This is a genomic window from Marinilabiliales bacterium, assembly GCA_007695015.1.
Lineage (GTDB): Bacteria > Bacteroidota > Bacteroidia > Bacteroidales > PUMT01 > PXAP01.
In genome coordinates this window covers 13,146-30,922 of record REEN01000064.1, presented here as the reverse complement: position 1 = coordinate 30,922, position 17,777 = coordinate 13,146, and the positions used below count along the sequence as shown (strand labels likewise).

The window sequence follows — 17,777 nt, the reverse complement described above, 5'->3', positions numbered from 1 at the left end:
GGATTACATTCTGGGTAAGAATAACAATTAACCGGGGGAGATGTTCAGGCGATCCTTTTAATTCTGGCGCCTAAGGCATTGAGCCTTTCATCAATTCTCTGGTATCCCCTGTCGATCTGATCAATATTATTGATGACGCTTGTGCCCTCGGCCGACATGGCCGCTATGAGCAGGGCAACGCCGGCTCTGATATCGGGCGAGACCATATTTGTAGCCCGGAGCCTGAACTGTTTGTTAAGGCCAATGACCGTTGCGCGGTGAGGGTCACAGAGTATAATCTGGGCTCCCATATCCATCAGCTTGTCAACAAAGAAGAGACGGCTTTCAAACATTTTCTGATGTATCAGCACACTCCCTTTTGACTGGGTGGCTACCACCAGGAAGACGCTGAGCAGGTCAGGGGTAAGTCCCGGCCATATGGCGTCGGCGATTGTCATTATAGAACCGTCAATATATGTCTCAATCTCATAGTGGGACTGTGAAGGTATAAATATATCATCACCCTGTCTTTCAAGTTTTATTCCAAGCCTGCTGAAGGCATCGGGTATTATACCAAGATTGTCGTACGACACATTTTTTATGGTAATTTCCGATTCGGTCATTGCTGCCATGCCGATAAAGGAACCTATCTCTATCATATCGGGCAGAACCGTGTGTTCTGTGCCGCCAAGGCTTTCAACTCCTTCAATTGTGAGGAGGTTTGATCCCACACCGGATATCCTGGCACCCATTCGGTTCAGCATTTTGCATAGTTGCTGAAGGTAAGGTTCACATGCGGCATTGTATATTGTAGTTGTTCCCTTTGCAAGGACCGCCGCCATCACAATATTCGCTGTTCCGGTTACCGATGCCTCATCAAGAAGCATATAGCATCCTTTCAGATCTTTGCCCTCGACCCGGTAAAAGTCCTTCCTTACATCATATTCAAATTTTGCACCAAGTTTTATGAAGCCCGTAAAGTGGGTGTCAAGCCTCCTGCGCCCTATCTTGTCGCCTCCCGGTTTGGGCATATAGGCCTTGCCAAACCTTGCCAGTAGCGGGCCTATTATCATGACCGATCCGCGAAGGTTGGCAGCCCTTGCCCTGAAATCGTCAGAAAGAAGGTATCCGGGATTTAAATTGCACGCCCTGAATTCGTAGCGGCCTTCACCGGTTTTTTCGACCTCTACGCCAAGCTTTTCGATAAGCTCAATAAGCCTGATCACATCAAGGATTTCGGGAATGTTGCCGATGGTGACCTTCTCGCATGTAAGAATTGTTGCAGAGATGATCTGGAGCGCTTCGTTCTTTGCACCCTGGGCAGTCAGTTCTCCCTTTAGGGGGTACCCGCCCCTGATTTCAAAAGATGCCATAACATGACAGATTTTTAAACAGGCAAAAGGAAACCCTGTCCCCGTGCTGCCGGGTTTTTAAGGGCCGGCTTGAGGGGCTTTTCAAAAAACCCTGATACTATTGCTTTTGCTGTTGCCTGGGATTGTATTTTCGCTGTGTTTTTTTCTTCCTGGTGCGGGACAGTATTTCCCTTGACTCGGACAGTTTAATCTCAGATCCCCTGTCAATAAGTCCCCTGCTAAGCTCCCTGAGATCATTGTATATTATCTCATCGGTAACCTGGCTCCTGTTCCAGGTCAGGTAGCATTTCTTCATATGATTGGCAATCATGTGCACAAGTGCCTCTTTCTTCTCTCCTTCTTCCATCTCTGTTGCAGTCTTGATCATTTGCTCCAGGAGCCTGCCGTAATGTTTATACCTGATCGGATAGGTATGGTAAGGAACCGGTTTGGGCTTTTCAGTAAAAGTTGAAGGTTTGGGAGGCTCATACGGGTAATCGATGTCCAGGCTGAAATTGGACATGATGGCAAGGTGGTCCCACAGCTTGTGCTTGAAATCATTGATATCCCTCAAATGCGGGTTCATGTTCCCCATTATGGAAATAATGGATCGTGCCGCCTTGTTCCGTTCTTCACGGTCTTCTATTGTCCCGATATGCTTGATCATATTATGGATATTCCTGCCGTATTCGGGAATAGCCATCTTTTCCCTGCTCGTGTTGTAGTCGTCGGCCAGGTTTGCCTGGGTCGGGCCTGTTTGGTTATTCTTCTCTTCCATTGGTTAAAGATGATTGTTCTGCAAAATTACTAAATATCCGGTGAAAAAAAGGCATTTAGCAGTTAATTTACGTTTTTGGGAATGACCGGGAGTGGTACCGGTATCATACTGTGACCTGTCAGCCGGAGATTATCCTGAGTTTTGCAAATTTTAGCAGGAGTTGCTTTTGCCCTGCTCCATCAAAACTGACCGTTGCCCTGACATTGGGAGGATGGCCCTCGAGAGCCGTTATCCTTCCCTTCCCGAAGCGGGCATGTTCGACGGCCATTCCGGGACTGAGCTCCGTTTGACCGCCATTTGCGTTATCCCGTGGTGCTTCGTTGCCGCCAACCGGCGGCTGACTGTCTGAAGGCCGGTCCAGGGGAAGCGGTTCCTGGTGGCTGCCGGCGTGAACTCCGGTTGTTTTGCTGTTTCCTGCTTTAGCTTCATCAGAGCGGATCCTGCGTAATCTTCTCATCGGGTTTTTCAGGGGAGGAGTCCCCGCCGGGGTTTGTTCACCCGGCTTATGAGGGTTCAGATTTTTTCGGGGTTTACCGGGTACCCGCACCCTGCCGGTGCCGGCATCTGAATTGCTGCCTGTAATCCCTTCAGGGTATTCCAGGAAACGGCTGTCGATTTCCGACAAAAACCTGCTTGGCCGGCACATTACAGGCATTCCCCATCGGTAACGTGTTTGTGAGTGCGACAGGGTAGCGGTGGCTTCTGCCCTTGTGAGGGCTACATAAAAGAGTCTCCGTTCCTCTTCCAGTCCCGTCGGCGATGAGCTGGAAAAATGGTTCGGGAAGAGCTCCTCCTCCAGTCCGCCTACAAATACATGCCTGAACTCAAGTCCTTTAGCAGAATGCACCGTCATAAGTGTCACCTTGTTACGGTCGTCGGGTTTTTCGTTATCCTGGTCGGTCAGCAGCGACACGTTTTGCAGGAAGGCGGCCAGTGATGCATCCTCACCTTCTGCCATCTGCTGTTCGGTAAACTCCCTGACCCCGTTCAGCAGTTCCTGTATGTTTTCGTATTTGGCGATGTTTTCGGGTGATTTCGGATCAAAAAGATCCTTCAGGATACCCGATGAGGAGGCAATCTCACGCGCAGCCTGCCATGCATCGGCCGATCCGGCAATCCGGGTAAAGCCGCTTATCATTGAACTGAATGCGGCAAGCTTTGCCAGGGTGCCCCGGTTATAGCCCAGGGCTCCGGAATGCGGGCCGGGATCGGCTGTAACATCAAAGGGGATGAGCCCGTTTTCATTGCAGTACCTGTTGAGCCTGTCGGTTGTGGTCCTGCCAATTCCCCTTGCCGGGTAGTTTATTATCCTGTAGAAGGATTCGATGTCGCGCCTGTTCACGGTAAGCCTGAAATATGCCAGCAGGTCTTTTATCTCCTTGCGCTGGTAGAACGAGAGGCTTCCATAGACCTTATAGGGAATTCCCCTGCGGCGAAGGATCTCTTCAAATATCCTCGACTGTGCATTTGTCCGGTACAGAATGGCGAAATCGCTGTATTTGCCGTCACCCGTGGCCGATTTTTCCTCAATGAGCCGTGCAGCAAGAGCACCCTCTTCATGATCTGTGGCACACTGGGCAACCGTAATCTTTTCACCGTCGGCATTTGCCGACCACACCTTCTTGGTGATCTGGTTACGGTTTTTTGATATCAGGCTGTTGGCGGCCTCCACGATCGTTTTTGTAGAGCGGTAGTTCTGCTCAAGCTTGAACAGTTTGTAACCGGGGTAATCCTTTTTGAAATTGAGTATATTCTCAATGCGGGCCCCCCTGAATGAATATATGCTTTGGGCATCATCGCCCACAACCGCAAGGTTCCCGTGACCCGAGGCAAGTTTGGCAACTATAAGGTACTGGGCAAAGTTCGTGTCCTGGTACTCATCAACCAGGATGTACCTGAAGGCGTTACTGTACTTTTCGAGCACTTCAGGGTTGTCCCTTAAAAGGATGTTGGTGTTCAGCAGCAGATCATCGAAATCCATTGCATCGGCAGTCCGGCACCTTTGCAGGTATCTTTTGTAGATCTCTGCGATCATCGGCCTGCGACTCCGGCTGTCCTCTGCCGTGAGTGAAGAATTTGAAGCATATGCCTGCGGTGTTACCAGGTTATTCTTGACAAACGATATTCTGCCGTACACCTCGCCGGGCTTGTATGTCTGCTCGTCAAGGACCATATCCCTGATGATCGATTTTATTACGTTGCGCGAATCCTGTGTGTCGTAGATGGTGAAATTTGAGGAATAGCCGGTATGCTTTGCTTCTGCCCGCAGTATTCTGGCGAACACAGAATGGAATGTCCCCATCCACAGGTATTTGGCGTTACCGGTCCCGACAAGATCTGCTATGCGCTCCTTCATCCCGGCGGCAGCCTTGTTGGTAAATGTAAGTGCAAGGATGGAATGTGCCGGCACCCCCCTGCTGAGGAGCCATGCAATTCTGTATGTCAGGACACGGGTTTTGCCCGATCCGGCGCCGGCAATGATTAGTGCCGGCCCCTCGGCATCGGTTACGGCCTCTCTCTGGGCTTTATTAAGGTCATTCAGAAAATCTGTCACCAAACTGATTTTTTCCGGTAATAAATATTTACGGTTCCGGTGCGGTGCATTACGCAGCAGGAAGCTGTAAAAGTACCCTGTTGGTTTATTATCTCCAACTAAGGCGTAGTTCATTTATCAACATATTGAGGTTTTCAAAAGAATTGATATTTTTGGGAGCCTGTAATATAATATACAGACCATGCAGTCAGTTTAAATAAGGCCGGGAACTGTACCGGAATAATAATTTCACGCACTATGTTTGCAATCCGCCTGCCGTGGCTGAGATTTTTTACGTGCCTGCTTCTGGTATTCCCGGCAGGGATACAATTTGGCGGTGCCCAGATAACATCATCGGGGTACTCAACCATTGTGGCTGGCGGGTATGATGTTGAGTATCCGGATACTGTTCTAAAGGACAATATATATGTTTTCTGCAACGAGAATGGCACTCTTTCCGCTTCGCTTCCAGGCGCCGGGTCACCGCTCGGGTTTGAATGGTCAAGGTATGATTCGCTTACCGGGGAGTATGGCGCCCCGTTCAGGTCTGACAGCGGCAGCTCCTCAACGGCCGGCAACCTTGAAAGCGGGGGCTACCGGGTCAGGATATTCGATGGAGAGGATATTGATACCGTTTTCAGGGCATGGATCTTCGTTAACAGTCCCCTTGCCGGGGTAGATGAAGAGGCAACAGTCAGCCGGTGCGAGGCACTTGACATGTTCGGTACGGTTGGGATAGAGATATTCAGGTACCATGATCCATTCAGCGGCGAGGCTTATGAACTGCCGGGCGAATTTACCCCGGTGTGGACCGCCGATCCGTTTGTATCTGTTCCAAACAGGCTGCAGACCAGGGTTTGGAGCCCTCCTCCCGTGACAACCGCTTACACCTTTGAGATCAGCTATTACGAGTGCAGGTCGAGCTACACTGTCACTGAAGAGCCGGTAACCACGAAAGCTGAATTTACGGTTGACCCGGAAGAGGAAGAAGCCCCCCTGGAGGTGACCTTTGATGCCAGTGCGTCACTCAATGCTGCCGAATACAAATGGTACATGTTTTACCATCCCGATACAACAGACCTGGATATTCCTGATTACCGTGCAGAGGACCCGGTCCATACATATTATATTCCCGGCGAATACCAGGTCGGACTCATGACCATATCGGAGTATTTCTGCGAGAATCTTTTTATACTCCCCGATCCTGTTAAGGTGTTGCCCTCTGAGCTGGAGGTTCCAAATGTCTTTTCGACCGGCACGGGCTCTTCTCATGAGTTCTTCATGGTTATGGCGGTTTCGCTTCGTGAATTCCGGGCCATTGTATATAACCGGTACGGAAGGAAGGTATTTGAGTGGACCGACCCTGAAGAGGGGTGGGATGGCCAGATAGACGGCACCCCTGCATCGCCGGGGGTCTATTACTACATAGTTACCGGTGAGGGCTGGGACGATATTGAGTACGAATTTACCGGCCCCCTCTACCTGTTCAGGAACCGGTAGTGAACTGCAATTGTAACTTTCCTTTTTTATTCCGGTTAACCTGCAAACTTCGTTCAGAAGTTTGCGACATGACTTGACACCAATCAAAAAAATGGAAGATGTCCTGTCATGTCTGCTTCCCCTGACGCGGACCGGGAGTGACGACCTGGTATACATGTATGCGGCATTATGCCGTTTCCGTTTTTGCATTGCCGCTGATTGTAATTAACTTTGCTACTGTCGGTTCAATTAAAATATGATATTATGGATGCACTTATCAGTGGAATAACCGGAGAAAACCTGTTTATTGTTCAATACCTGCTGGGTGTGCTGGTGGTGTTCGCGGTGCTGCTGGTGCTTGTATTTGTACTGGGCAGGGTTGCGGGCATGTGGGCAGGGGAAGAGAGCCTGGAATTCGTCAGGCGTTTAAGAAAGAAGCTCAAAGTACCCTTTGTACTGTTATCGGTTTTCCTTTCCCTTGTAGTGCCTCTCTCCTTCTTCGACCATCAGTTGAGGCACACCGGAGCAATAAGTCACCTTACATCGGTAATGGTTATCGTTTTTGTGTGCTGGATACTCATCCAGTCGGTACACCTGGTTAAATTTTTCCTGTTGCGCAGGTTTGATCTTGAAAAGAAGGATAACCTGCAGGCAAGGAAGATATACACCCAGTTCAGGGTACTCGAGAATATAGTGATCTTCCTGATTGTGCTGGTGGGCGTCTCCCTGGTGCTGATGTCTTTCGACAGTATAAGGAAGATAGGTGTAAGCCTCATAGCATCGGCCGGAGTGGCCGGTATAATAATAGGCTTCGCGGCGCAAAGGGCCATCGGGACGATACTGGCAGGCATCCAGATTGCAATCAGCCAGCCTATCAGACTTGACGATGTGGTGATAGTCGAGAACGAGTGGGGAAGGATAGAGGAGATCAACCTCACCTATGTTGTTGTAGCAATATGGGATAAGCGCCGGCTGGTTTTGCCGACAACCTATTTTATTGAAACGCCGTTCCAGAACTGGACACGCACCACTGCTGAGATCCTGGGTACGGTATTTATCTATGCAGATTACACCCTGCCTGTCGATGCCGTGCGTGAAGAACTTGACAGAATTCTGGAAGGGAACCCGCTTTGGGACGGCAAGGTGAAGGTGGTACAGGTGACCAACGCAACCGAAAGGACTGTGGAGATCAGGGCGCTGGTAAGTGCAGTCGATTCGGGTACTGCATGGGACCTGAGGGTGCAGGTACGTGAAAAACTGCTTGCTTTCCTGCAGGAGAAGTATCCGCAATGCCTGCCAAAGGCCAGGGTCCTGCTCGACCCGGAGAAGGCGGACGACAATGCCGCTTCAGGGGCCGGAGTTTGACCGCGACCGGATGTGACAGCCAATAATCCTGAAATTACTGAAAAAGGCTGCCCGGTTAAAGGCAGCCTTTGCTTTATGCGGTTATGTCGGTGCGGGGTGTTGTCGGCTTCCCCGAAAGGGGATCCCCGGCCCCGATGATACTATTCTTCTTCCTGCTCGGCTTCGTAGGCTTTGAGCAGCTTCTCCTGGAGGTCGCCGGGGACAGTTTCGTATTTGGCCATCTTCATGGTGTAGGTGGCGCGGCCGTTGGTAAGTGAGCTCAGAGCCGTCGAGTATTTGGCCATCTCTGCCAGGGGCACCCTGGCCTTGATCTTTTCGAAGCCCTTCTCGCTGGTCATACCCTCGATCATGGCACGGCGGCCCTGCAGGTCGCTCATCACATCACCCATCCTCTCAGAGGGAACAAGCACCTCTACATCGTAGATAGGCTCAAGGATGCGGGGAGCCGCATTTTTGAAGGCCTCCCTGAAGGCGTTACGGCCTGCCAGCTTGAAGGATATCTCGTTGGAGTCGACAGGGTGCATCTTACCGTCGTAAACAGACACCCTGATATCACGGGCATATGACCCCGTGAGCGGCCCCTCTTCCATCTTTTCCATGATGCCCTTGAGTATGGCGGGCATAAAGCGGGCATCGATCGATCCGCCTACGATGCAGTTGAAATAGACCAGCATGCCTCCCCATGGAAGCTTATGCTCCTCCTTGCCCCTCACGGAAACATTAATCTCCTTGCCGTCGACCTTGTACTTGACAGGGTCGGGCATATCCTCGGCATATGGCTCGATCACCATATGCACCTCGCCGAACTGTCCGGCGCCACCCGACTGCTTCTTGTGACGGTAGGTAGCCTGGGCTGTTTTGGTTATGGTTTCGCGGTAGGGGATCTTCGGGGTAATGAAATCGGTCTCTATCTTGAAGATGTTGTCAAGGTGCCATTTCAGGATGTTGAGGTGATACTCGCCCTGACCGTATACAATTATCTGCTTCAGTTCCTTGGAGTACTCAATCACGATGGTGGGATCCTCGTCGTGCATTCTTGAAAGGGCTTCGCCCAGCTTTTCGTCGTCCGATTCGCTCTTTGCCTTGATGGCGGTCCGGAATTTGGGCTCGGGGTAGACGATGGGCTCAAACTCGACCGGTTTGCCGGGAGCGGTTAGGGTATGGTTTGCCTTGGTATTCTTAAGCTTTACTGTTGCACCGATGTCGCCGGCAACCAGCTTGCTCACCTTGTTGCGCGTCTTGCCTGCAACAACAAGCAGCTGAGAGAACCTCTCCTTTGATGAGTTATTGGTGTTTACAAGGTCCATGCTTTCGGTTATCTCGCCCGACATTACCTTGAAAAAATTGATCTCGCCGATATGCTGCTCAAGGCTTGTCTTGAACACGAATACCGAAGCGGGCCCGGAGGAGTCACATTTCACCTGGTCGCCATCTTTTGTAACGGCGGGTGCCGTTTCGTGCGGGCCGGGAGCAGCGGTGGCAATGAACTCAAGAAGCCTGCCGACACCCATGTTCTTTTTTGCAGATATGCAGAGAACAGGAAACATGTTCCGTGAGCTGATTCCCAGCTTTATGCCTCTGAGCATCTCCTCCTCGTCAAGTGTACCCTTGTCGAAAAATGTCTCCATCAGGTTCTCATCATTTTCTGCTGCAGCCTCGATAAGCTCGTTGCGGAGCTCTTCGGCACGGTCTGCCTGGTCGCCCGGAATATCAGAAATTTCAGGGTTGCCGCCATCGGCCGGGTAGTTGTACATCTTCATCTTAACAACATCGATAAACGAGTTGAACCCTTCGCCGGTGCTGACAGGGTACTGCACAATTACCGCCTTGCTGCCGTAACTCTGCTTGAGAGTCTCCACGACTTTTTCGAAATTGGCCTTGTCATGATCCAGCTGGTTTACTGCCACGATGACAGGTTTTTCATGTGATTCGAGGTGCCTGCCCTGTATCTCGGTGCCTATTTCAACACCATGCTGCCCGTTAATCAGCATCAGGGCCGAATCTGCCGGTCGCAGCGCTGTAATCAATCCCCCGCTGAAGTCATCAAGTCCGGGAGTATCTATTATATTGATCTTTTTTTCGGCGTACTCAGTGTACAATACTGTAGCAAATACCGAGTTCTCGTTCTCGTGCTCGATCTCGTTGTAATCTGAGACAGTATTCCTGCTTTCAACCGCGCCCCTCCTTTCAATTACTCCTCCTTCAAAAAGCATGGCCTCCACCAGAGTTGTTTTCCCTGATTTGGGATTTCCGCAAACCACAATGTTGCTTATCTGGTCGGTCTGGTATGTTTTCATATCTGTCGTGTTGTTTAATTGGATTATATAATGCTTTGTCTGTGTTAATGTCCTGATCTGTAATGATAAATGACCTGCAGGTTGCAAGCGGGACCCCAAAAGTAATAAATTTTTATGCAAGATTCAATTATCGGTTATCAATATGTCTATTATGGGAATATGTTAAGTATTGTTAAGCTTTGCGCCCCTATTGCCCATATTTGATAATTTTGCTGTTAACATATATTGATTAGCTGATCAGGGCTTCTGTGTTCCGTACCGAAAGTGATAACATTATGCAGGCATCTGTATTCAGGCCAACAGTTTTATCAGTCCGGACTTTGCTGGCCCTGGCTTTTACATCCTCATGCACCTATGATCAATTGTGGGAAAAACACGACAGGGGCGAATTTGTGCTTGTTACAAACAGTGGCGGTACCGACATCGCTTATTCACCATTATCGGGGGTTGAAATTATAACCGACAGGGGGTTTGCCTTCAAGGACCTTAACGGTAACGGGAAGCTTGACCGGTATGAGGACTGGCGGCTTTCGCCGGAAGAGAGGGCCAGGGACCTTGCTTCCCGGCTGAGCATACAGGAGATAGCGGGACTGATGCTGTACAGCGGGCACCAGTCCGTTCCGGCACGCTCATCGAGGTTTGCAGTCAATACCTACGGGGGGATCAGTTTTGAGGAGAGCGGCGCCGACCCCTGGGATCTGTCCGATCAGCAGAAACATTTTCTCAAGTACGACAATCTCAGGCATATACTGGTGACCTTTGTGCAAAGTCCGGAGACTGCTGCCAGGTGGAACAACAGGGTGCAGGGATTCGTTGAAGGTTTAGGACACGGAATACCCGCCAACAACAGCTCCGATCCGCGGCACGGCACTGTTGCAAGCGCCGAATTTGATGCCGGTGCCGGTGGTGATATATCGATGTGGCCTGGTGCACTCGGACTTGCTGCAACCTTTGACCCTGACATTGTATATGAGTTCGGCAGGGTAGCTTCAATTGAATACCGGGCACTCGGACTTGCAACGGCACTTTCGCCGATGGCTGACCTGGCAACCGATCCGCGGTGGAGCCGTGTGAGAGGCACATTCGGTGAGGACCCTGTTCTTGTAACAGATATGACCAGGGCATATATAGACGGTTTCCAGTCCACCATAACAGCTACCGGCAGTGGCTGGGGAAGGGAAAGCGTGAATGCGATGGTGAAGCACTGGCCCGGCGGGGGCACCGGAGAGGGCGGAAGGGATGCCCATTATGCCTTCGGCAAGTATGCGGTCTATCCGGGCAACAATCTCGAAGAGCAGCTTAAGCCTTTTGTTGAGGGGGCTTTCAGGCTGGAGGGGGGTACCAAACAGGCATCTGCCGTAATGCCCTACTATACCATCTCATGGCAACAGGATACTGTCTATGGAGAGAATACAGGCAACGCTTTCAGCAGGTACATCATTACCGACCTGCTGAGGGAGAGGTACGGATACGGGGGGGTGGTCTGCACTGACTGGGGTGTTACGCGTACTGCCACGGCAGTTGACCAGTTCGGGAGTGCCGGCTGGGGAGTGGAGGAGCTGTCAGAAGCCGAAAAGCACTACAAAGCCATAATGGCCGGGGTAGACCAGTTCGGGGGCAACAACGATGCGGGTCCGGTGATAGAAGCCTATTTTATGGGTGTAGCCAGGTACGGCGAGGACCAGATGCGCCGCCGTTTTGAAAAATCTGCAAAAAGGCTGCTGCTTAACATGTTCCGCACAGGGCTTTTTGAGAACCCCTACGTTGACCCGGATGAGACAAGGCGGACTGTTGGTAATCCTGAATTTATGAAGGCAGGCTATGATGCACAGCTGAAATCGGTTGTAATGCTCAAGAATTCGGGTGGTGTACTGCCTGCCGGTAAAGAAGCCACTGTATACATACCCGGGCGTTTTATCCCCTCAGGGATGAACTGGTTTGGAATGACAACCCCTGAGCGTCATGAGTACCCGGTAAGCCTTGAGATTGCCGGGAAGTATTTCAGGGTCACTTCTGATCCTTATAATGCAGATTATGCATTCGTTTTTATTGAGAGCCCTGACCGGGGAAGAGGGTACAGCAGGGATGACGTCAGTACAGGCGGGAACGGTTACATCCCGATAAGTCTGCAGTACGGGCCCTATACCGCTATCCATGCCAGGGAGGAAAGCATCGCCGGGGGTGATCCGTTGGAAAATTTTACCAACCGTTCCTACCGGGGTAAAACAGTGACTGTAAGGAATACGGCCGATCTTGACCTTGTCAGGCAGACACGCCACAAGATGGGTGACCGGCCGGTGATAGTAGTTATGAATATGTCTAATCCAACCGTTTTCAGCGAAATTGAGCCGCTTGCCGATGCCATTGTTGTTCACTTCGGCGTTCAGGATCAGGTCCTGATGGATATCCTTTCGGGGAAATCTGTGCCACAGGGGCTTCTGCCCCTTCAGATGCCGGCAAATATGCGCACGGTTGAAGAACAGTTTGAGGACGTCCCCCATGATATGGAAGTTTACCGCGACAGCGAAGGAAATTATTACGGTTTTGCCTTTGGAATGGATTGGAACGGACCGATTGCCGATGAACGGACCCTGAGGTATCCGTTAAAATAAATCGATTTTCACTGAAAATTTGTTGACCGGAAAAACTTTTTTATTACCTTTGCAGACCTTCGGAAGGGTACCGTACTAAGTACATTCCCCTTAAACAGTTTCTGTTATACAGGGTTACTCTATTTTCGAATTTACTGATCACCTGGCAAGCCTGTTTGCAGCATACATAATATTATATATTGTGTGGCGGAGACAGGATGATCAGATTGTTGCCTGATTGGACAGACAAGGTTGAAGGGATGTGGATTGCCGGAAGAACAGCGCCGGTTTAACCGGGCAGGGGAGAAGGCTGACATCGTGCAGATGTAATACCGCCTGCAAACAGGGGAGAAGCGAAGGAAAATATTAATTAATGATTCTTGTTTTTGCAAAAAAAAGTATACCTTTGCACACCCGTTTAATAAAATGTTTATAAATATTTGAATTAATCTCTATGCCTACAATTCAGCAGTTAGTAAGAAAAGGAAGGACCAGGCTTACCGAAAAGAAGAAGGCTCCTGCTCTGGATGCATGCCCTCAAAGAAGGGGTGTTTGCGTGCGCGTATATACTACCACACCGAAAAAACCCAATTCGGCCATGAGGAAAGTGGCCAGGGTAAGGCTTACCAACGGGAAGGAAGTGAATTCATATATCCCCGGTGAGGGTCATAACCTGCAGGAACACTCTATTGTACTGATCAGGGGCGGCAGGGTCAAGGATCTGCCCGGTGTGAGATACCACCTGATTCGCGGTGCACTGGACACCTCAGGGGTAGAGGGACGTACGCAAAGAAGGTCAAAATACGGCACAAAGAGGCCAAAGGTTAAAAAATAAAATAAAATCAGCATAAGCAGATGAGAAAGTCAAAACCAAAGAAGAGAATCCTGCTTCCGGATCCGAAATATGGAGACATTGAGGTTACCCGGTTTGTAAACAATATGATGTATCAGGGTAAGAAGAGCCTTTCATTCAATATCTTTTACGATGCAATGGATATCGTAGAGAAAAAGACAAAGGAATCAGGCAAACCACCTCTCGAGGTTTGGAAGAAAGCACTTGAGAACATTACCCCCATGGTAGAGGTTAAGAGCCGCAGGGTTGGAGGAGCCACTTTCCAGGTACCGCAGGAGGTAAGGTCGGAGAGAAAGGTTTCTATCAGCATGAAGAACATGATCCTTTTTTCGCGCAAACGTGCCGGAAAAACCATGGCCGACAAGCTGGCAGCTGAGATAGTGGCTGCATTTAATGAGGAAGGCGCCGCTTTCAAAAGAAAAGAGGATATGCACAGGATGGCTGAGGCGAACAAGGCTTTTGCCCATTTCAGGTTCTAAAGGGACCGGACAACAGAAGCAGAGAGATTGTATAATATATAAATGGTAAAGAATCTAAAACATACGCGAAACATCGGTATTATGGCCCACATTGATGCCGGTAAGACCACCACCACGGAGAGGATACTGTTCTATACCGGGATAACTCACCGTATGGGCGAGGTGCATGACGGCGCTGCCACAATGGACTGGATGGTTCAGGAACAGGAGCGGGGCATTACCATTACCTCTGCAGCAACTACAACATTCTGGAAATACAATAATGAAGATTACAAGATAAATATTATAGATACACCCGGCCATGTCGATTTTACTGTAGAGGTTGAGCGGTCGCTCCGTATACTGGATGGGGCCGTTGCCGTTTTTTGTGCAGTAGGAGGTGTCGAGCCGCAGTCCGAGACCGTATGGAGGCAGGCGGACAGATATAAGGTGCCACGTATTGGTTTTGTTAACAAAATGGACCGCTCGGGAGCCGACTTCCTGACAGTGGTGTCGCAGATACATGAGAAGCTTGGAGCGAACCCTGTTCCCCTGCAGTTGCCAATTGGCTCTGAAGAGAACTTCAGGGGTGTTGTCGACCTGATCGAGATGAAGGCCGTGATCTGGCATGCGGATAAGCTTGGCGTCACCTATGAAATGACAGGCATACCCGATGATTTGGAAGAAGAGGCACAGGAGTGGAGGGGCAGGCTGATCGAATCGGTAGCCGATGCCGACGACACCATTCTTGAGCAGTACCTTGAAGATCCCGGATCAATAACAAATGAGCAGCTGATAGCTGCCATCAGGAAAGCAACCATAGGCATGAGCGTTGTACCGGTAATGTGCGGTGCCGCTTTCAAGAATAAGGGAATACAGCGCCTGCTGGATGCTATTGTAGCCTTTTTGCCGTCACCGGTCGATATTGATGCTATAAAGGGCATCAACCCCCGCAACGACGAAACGATTGAAAGGAAGCCCGACCATACGGAGCCTATGTCAGCCCTGGCGTTTAAGATAGCTACCGACCCGTTTGTAGGGCGTCTTGCGTTTTTGAGGGTCTACAGCGGACGTATAGTGGCCGGGAGCCATGTTCTGAATGTTCGTACAGGCAAGAAGGAGCGGATTACCCGGCTGTACCAGATGCATGCAAACAAGCAGATTCCTAAGGAGTTTATCGAAGCGGGTGATATATGTGCTGCAGTAGGATTCAAGAATCTGCGGACAGGCGATACTCTTTGTGATGAGAAAAAGCCCGTACTTCTGGAATCGATCACTTTTCCCGAACCGGTAATCGGAGTGGCAATAGAGCCTAAAACTCAGGCTGACATTGACAAGTTGGGTATAGCTCTAAACAAGCTCTCTGAGGAGGACCCCACATTTAAGGTGAGGTATGACGAGCAGTCCGGCCAGACACTGATAAACGGTATGGGAGAACTGCACCTTGAGATACTGGTTGACAGGCTTAAGCGTGAATTCAAGGTTGAGTGCAACCAGGGTGCGCCCCAGGTGGCCTACAAGGAAGCTATAACCATGCCCGTTGAACACAGGGAAGTGTTCAGGAAGCAGACAGGGGGCAGGGGTAAGTTTGCCGACATAATAATAAAAATATCTCCTGCTGATGAGGGGCATACCGGACTTCAGTTTATTGATGAGGTCAAGGGAGGCAATATTCCAAAGGAATACATACCCTCGGTTCAGAAGGGGTTTGCAGAGGCTATGCAAAACGGTGTACTGGCAGGATTTCCTGTCGAGAGCCTCAAGGTTGAGCTTGTTGACGGGTCATATCACAATGTTGACTCAGACAGCCTGTCATTTGAAATTGCTGCTAAACAGGCTTTCAGGCATGCACTGCCGAAGACAAAACCGGTACTGCTGGAGCCGATAATGAAAGTTGAAGTTGTTACCCCGGAGGAGTACATGGGAGATGTAATATCAGATTTCAATAAAAGAAGGGGCAACGTCGAAAAGATGGAAGGAAAAGCAGGCGCCAGGATAATTCGTGCCAGGGTGCCGCTTGCCGAACAATTCGGTTACGTTACCGTGCTGCGCACACTCACATCGGGAAGAGCCACTTCAACAATGGAGTTTTCACATTACGAAAAGGTTACAGACGCTATAGCGAAAAAAATACTGGAAAGCTCAACCGGGCGAAAAGAATCAGCATAACCAACAAATAAAATGAGCCAGAAAATACGAATAAAACTGAAATCATACGATCACAACCTGGTGGACAAGTCGACCGAAAAGATCGTTAAGACCGTAAAGACAACGGGAGCAATCGTGAGCGGGCCGATCCCGCTGCCCACCCACAAGAGGATATTCACGGTTCTGCGTTCGCCGTTTGTGAATAAGAAATCCAGGGAGCAGTTTGAACTGAGTTCATACAAGCGCCTGCTTGATATATACAGTTCAACTCCCAAAACAATAGATGCACTGATGAAACTGGAATTGCCCAGCGGAGTTGAGGTTGAAATAAAAGTGTAATTTTTTGTAAACAGAGATAAGATGTCCGGATTAATTGGAAAAAAGATAGGCATGACCACGGTGTTTGATGAGGACGGGAGGAGTACACCCTGTACGGTTATTGAGGCAGGCCCCTGTGTCGTCACACAGTTAAAGACGGTGGAGAAGGACGGCTATGAGGCTGTTCAGCTTGCCTTTGACGAGAAGAAGGAGAAGTCATGCAACAAGCCCATGCTAGGGCACTTCAGGAAGGCAAAAACCACCCCTAAAAAGAAACTTCATGAGTTTTACAATTTTAAGCAGGAGGTGGAGCTTGGAGATGTAATTACTGTTGACTTGCTGAAGAATGACACCTGGCTCGATATTACCGGGTTGTCAAAAGGAAAAGGATTTCAGGGTGTTGTGAAAAGGCACGGTTTTGCAGGAGTGGGACAGGCTACCCACGGACAGCACAACAGGATGCGTGCGCCCGGATCGATCGGAAGTTCGTCATATCCCTCGCGTGTATTCAAAGGAATGAGGATGGCCGGAAGGATGGGCGGCGAAAATGTTATGATGATATCCCTCAGGGTCATAAAGATAATACCCGAGAGCAATCTTCTGCTGGTCAGGGGATCAGTTCCGGGTGCGAAAGGTTCATATTTAATTATTCAGCAATAAGATGGAGTTAGCAGTATATAATATCAAAGGTGAAGAGACAGGCAGGAACGTAAGCCTGGATGATGGCATCTTCGGAATAGAGCCGAATGATCATGCTATTTATCTTGATGTGAAGCATTACATGGCCGGCAAAAGGCAGGGCACTCACAAGACCAAGGAGCGTTCGGAGATTACCGGCAGTACCAAGAAGATCAAAAGGCAAAAAGGGACAGGCACTGCACGTGCAGGTGATATCAAGAGTCCCATTTTCAGGGGCGGTGGCCGTACATTTGGTCCTCAACCGCGTGATTACAGCTTCAAGCTGAATAAGAAGGTAAAAAAGCTTGCGAGGAGGTCAGCTCTTGCATACAAGGCCAAATCCGACAAGATCAGGGTTATTGAGGACTTCAGCCTGGAGGCGCCCCGCACAGCCGAATATGCCGCATTCCTCAGCAATCTCAAGGCTAACGGTGAAAAATCACTGCTGGTGCTGAATGAACAGAACAACAACATATATCTGTCATCTCGCAATCTGCAGGGCGCAAAGGTCATCACCGCGTCAGAACTGAATACATATGACATCATGAACGCATCGGTACTTTTAATTGCCGAGAGCTCTGTCGATATCCTGGATAACATGTTAAGCAACCGGAAACAGTAATAATCATGGAAATTATAAAAAAACCGATCATTACCGAAAAAATGACCAATCTCGGCGAGAAGCTGAACAGGTATGGTTTTATTGTAGATAAGAAGGCCAATAAAATACAGATAAAAAAGGCCGTGGAAGAGATGTATGATGTGCGGGTAGATGCGGTAAACACCATTATTTACGGAGGCAAGTCCAAATCCAGGTATACCAAGACCGGGATGATACACGGCAAGACAGGATCATTCAAAAAGGCGATTGTAACTCTTGCCGAGGGTGAAGTGATTGATTTCTATAGTAATATATAGTGAACAGGGAAGGCGTTTTCTTCTCCGAAA

14 protein-coding genes are annotated in these 17,777 nt (G+C 49.6%); 10 read left to right on the top strand and 4 right to left on the bottom strand.

What is annotated here, in order from left to right; genetic code table 11:
* Positions 1–44: 44 nt before the first annotated feature.
* The 3 genes from murA to EA408_08975 form a co-directional block, all read right to left on the bottom strand.
* Entirely contained in the window at positions 45–1,352 is a 1,308-nt protein-coding gene (murA, locus tag EA408_08985; GenBank protein TVR71470.1) for a UDP-N-acetylglucosamine 1-carboxyvinyltransferase, read from the bottom strand.
* 97 nt (positions 1,353–1,449) lie between these two features.
* Positions 1,450–2,109, bottom strand: coding sequence for a DUF4290 domain-containing protein (locus tag EA408_08980; GenBank protein TVR71469.1), 660 nt, complete (start codon positions 2,107–2,109; stop codon positions 1,450–1,452).
* 118 nt (positions 2,110–2,227) lie between these two features.
* Positions 2,228–4,663, bottom strand: a complete 2,436-nt coding sequence (locus EA408_08975) for an ATP-dependent DNA helicase (GenBank protein TVR71532.1) — start codon at positions 4,661–4,663, stop codon at positions 2,228–2,230.
* 237 nt (positions 4,664–4,900) lie between these two features.
* On the opposite strand from EA408_08975, the gene EA408_08970 reads away from it, so the two are divergent.
* Complete coding sequence (locus tag EA408_08970; protein TVR71468.1) at positions 4,901–6,142, top strand: hypothetical protein; 1,242 nt, start codon at positions 4,901–4,903, stop codon at positions 6,140–6,142.
* Positions 6,143–6,508: 366 nt separating this feature from the next.
* Positions 6,509–7,486 (top strand): mechanosensitive ion channel family protein, encoded by a 978-nt coding sequence (locus tag EA408_08965; GenBank protein TVR71531.1) that lies wholly within the window; start codon positions 6,509–6,511, stop codon positions 7,484–7,486.
* A 140-nt stretch (positions 7,487–7,626) separates the two neighbouring features.
* Here the strand turns inward: EA408_08965 and EA408_08960 are convergent, their stop codons facing one another.
* Complete coding sequence (locus EA408_08960) at positions 7,627–9,783, bottom strand: elongation factor G (protein TVR71467.1); 2,157 nt, start codon at positions 9,781–9,783, stop codon at positions 7,627–7,629.
* 275 nt (positions 9,784–10,058) lie between these two features.
* Here EA408_08960 and EA408_08955 point away from each other — a divergent pair, with 275 nt between their 5' ends.
* The 8 genes from EA408_08955 (at position 10,059) to EA408_08920 (ending at position 17,747) form a co-directional block, all read left to right on the top strand.
* Entirely contained in the window at positions 10,059–12,395 is a 2,337-nt protein-coding gene (locus tag EA408_08955) for a glycoside hydrolase family 3 protein (GenBank protein ID TVR71530.1), read from the top strand.
* A 433-nt stretch (positions 12,396–12,828) separates the two neighbouring features.
* A complete protein-coding gene (locus tag EA408_08950) occupies positions 12,829–13,209 on the top strand; it encodes a 30S ribosomal protein S12 (GenBank protein TVR71466.1) in 381 nt (126 codons plus the stop codon).
* Positions 13,210–13,229: 20 nt separating this feature from the next.
* Complete coding sequence (locus EA408_08945) at positions 13,230–13,706, top strand: 30S ribosomal protein S7 (GenBank protein ID TVR71465.1); 477 nt, start codon at positions 13,230–13,232, stop codon at positions 13,704–13,706.
* Between the two features lie 42 nt (positions 13,707–13,748).
* Positions 13,749–15,854 (top strand): elongation factor G, encoded by a 2,106-nt coding sequence (fusA, locus tag EA408_08940; protein ID TVR71464.1) that lies wholly within the window; start codon positions 13,749–13,751, stop codon positions 15,852–15,854.
* Positions 15,855–15,866: 12 nt separating this feature from the next.
* Positions 15,867–16,172, top strand: a complete 306-nt coding sequence (locus EA408_08935; protein TVR71463.1) for a 30S ribosomal protein S10 — start codon at positions 15,867–15,869, stop codon at positions 16,170–16,172.
* A 21-nt stretch (positions 16,173–16,193) separates the two neighbouring features.
* Positions 16,194–16,811, top strand: a complete 618-nt coding sequence (locus tag EA408_08930) for a 50S ribosomal protein L3 (GenBank protein ID TVR71462.1) — start codon at positions 16,194–16,196, stop codon at positions 16,809–16,811.
* 1 nt (position 16,812) lies between these two features.
* On the top strand, positions 16,813–17,451 hold the full coding sequence (locus EA408_08925; GenBank protein ID TVR71461.1) for a 50S ribosomal protein L4: 639 nt from the start codon (positions 16,813–16,815) through the stop codon (positions 17,449–17,451).
* 5 nt (positions 17,452–17,456) lie between these two features.
* Complete coding sequence (locus EA408_08920; GenBank protein ID TVR71460.1) at positions 17,457–17,747, top strand: 50S ribosomal protein L23; 291 nt, start codon at positions 17,457–17,459, stop codon at positions 17,745–17,747.
* The last annotated feature ends 30 nt before the right edge of the window (positions 17,748–17,777 follow it).

What these genes read in the sequence shown, in the direction of transcription:
- EA408_08980 (TVR71469.1), bottom strand. Translation starts at nt 2,109, where the DNA reads ATGGAAGAGAAGAATAACCAAACAGGCCCGACCCAGGCAAACCTGGCC.
- fusA (TVR71464.1), top strand. Translation starts at nt 13,749, where the DNA reads ATGGTAAAGAATCTAAAACATACGCGAAACATCGGTATTATGGCCCAC.
- EA408_08925 (TVR71461.1), top strand. Translation starts at nt 16,813, where the DNA reads ATGGAGTTAGCAGTATATAATATCAAAGGTGAAGAGACAGGCAGGAAC.
- EA408_08935 (TVR71463.1), top strand. Translation starts at nt 15,867, where the DNA reads ATGAGCCAGAAAATACGAATAAAACTGAAATCATACGATCACAACCTG.
- murA (TVR71470.1), bottom strand. Translation starts at nt 1,352, where the DNA reads ATGGCATCTTTTGAAATCAGGGGCGGGTACCCCCTAAAGGGAGAACTG.
- EA408_08955 (TVR71530.1), top strand. Translation starts at nt 10,059, where the DNA reads ATGCAGGCATCTGTATTCAGGCCAACAGTTTTATCAGTCCGGACTTTG.
- EA408_08960 (TVR71467.1), bottom strand. Translation starts at nt 9,783, where the DNA reads ATGAAAACATACCAGACCGACCAGATAAGCAACATTGTGGTTTGCGGA.
- EA408_08970 (TVR71468.1), top strand. Translation starts at nt 4,901, where the DNA reads ATGTTTGCAATCCGCCTGCCGTGGCTGAGATTTTTTACGTGCCTGCTT.
- EA408_08945 (TVR71465.1), top strand. Translation starts at nt 13,230, where the DNA reads ATGAGAAAGTCAAAACCAAAGAAGAGAATCCTGCTTCCGGATCCGAAA.
- EA408_08920 (TVR71460.1), top strand. Translation starts at nt 17,457, where the DNA reads ATGGAAATTATAAAAAAACCGATCATTACCGAAAAAATGACCAATCTC.
- EA408_08950 (TVR71466.1), top strand. Translation starts at nt 12,829, where the DNA reads ATGCCTACAATTCAGCAGTTAGTAAGAAAAGGAAGGACCAGGCTTACC.
- EA408_08965 (TVR71531.1), top strand. Translation starts at nt 6,509, where the DNA reads ATGTGGGCAGGGGAAGAGAGCCTGGAATTCGTCAGGCGTTTAAGAAAG.
- EA408_08930 (TVR71462.1), top strand. Translation starts at nt 16,194, where the DNA reads ATGTCCGGATTAATTGGAAAAAAGATAGGCATGACCACGGTGTTTGAT.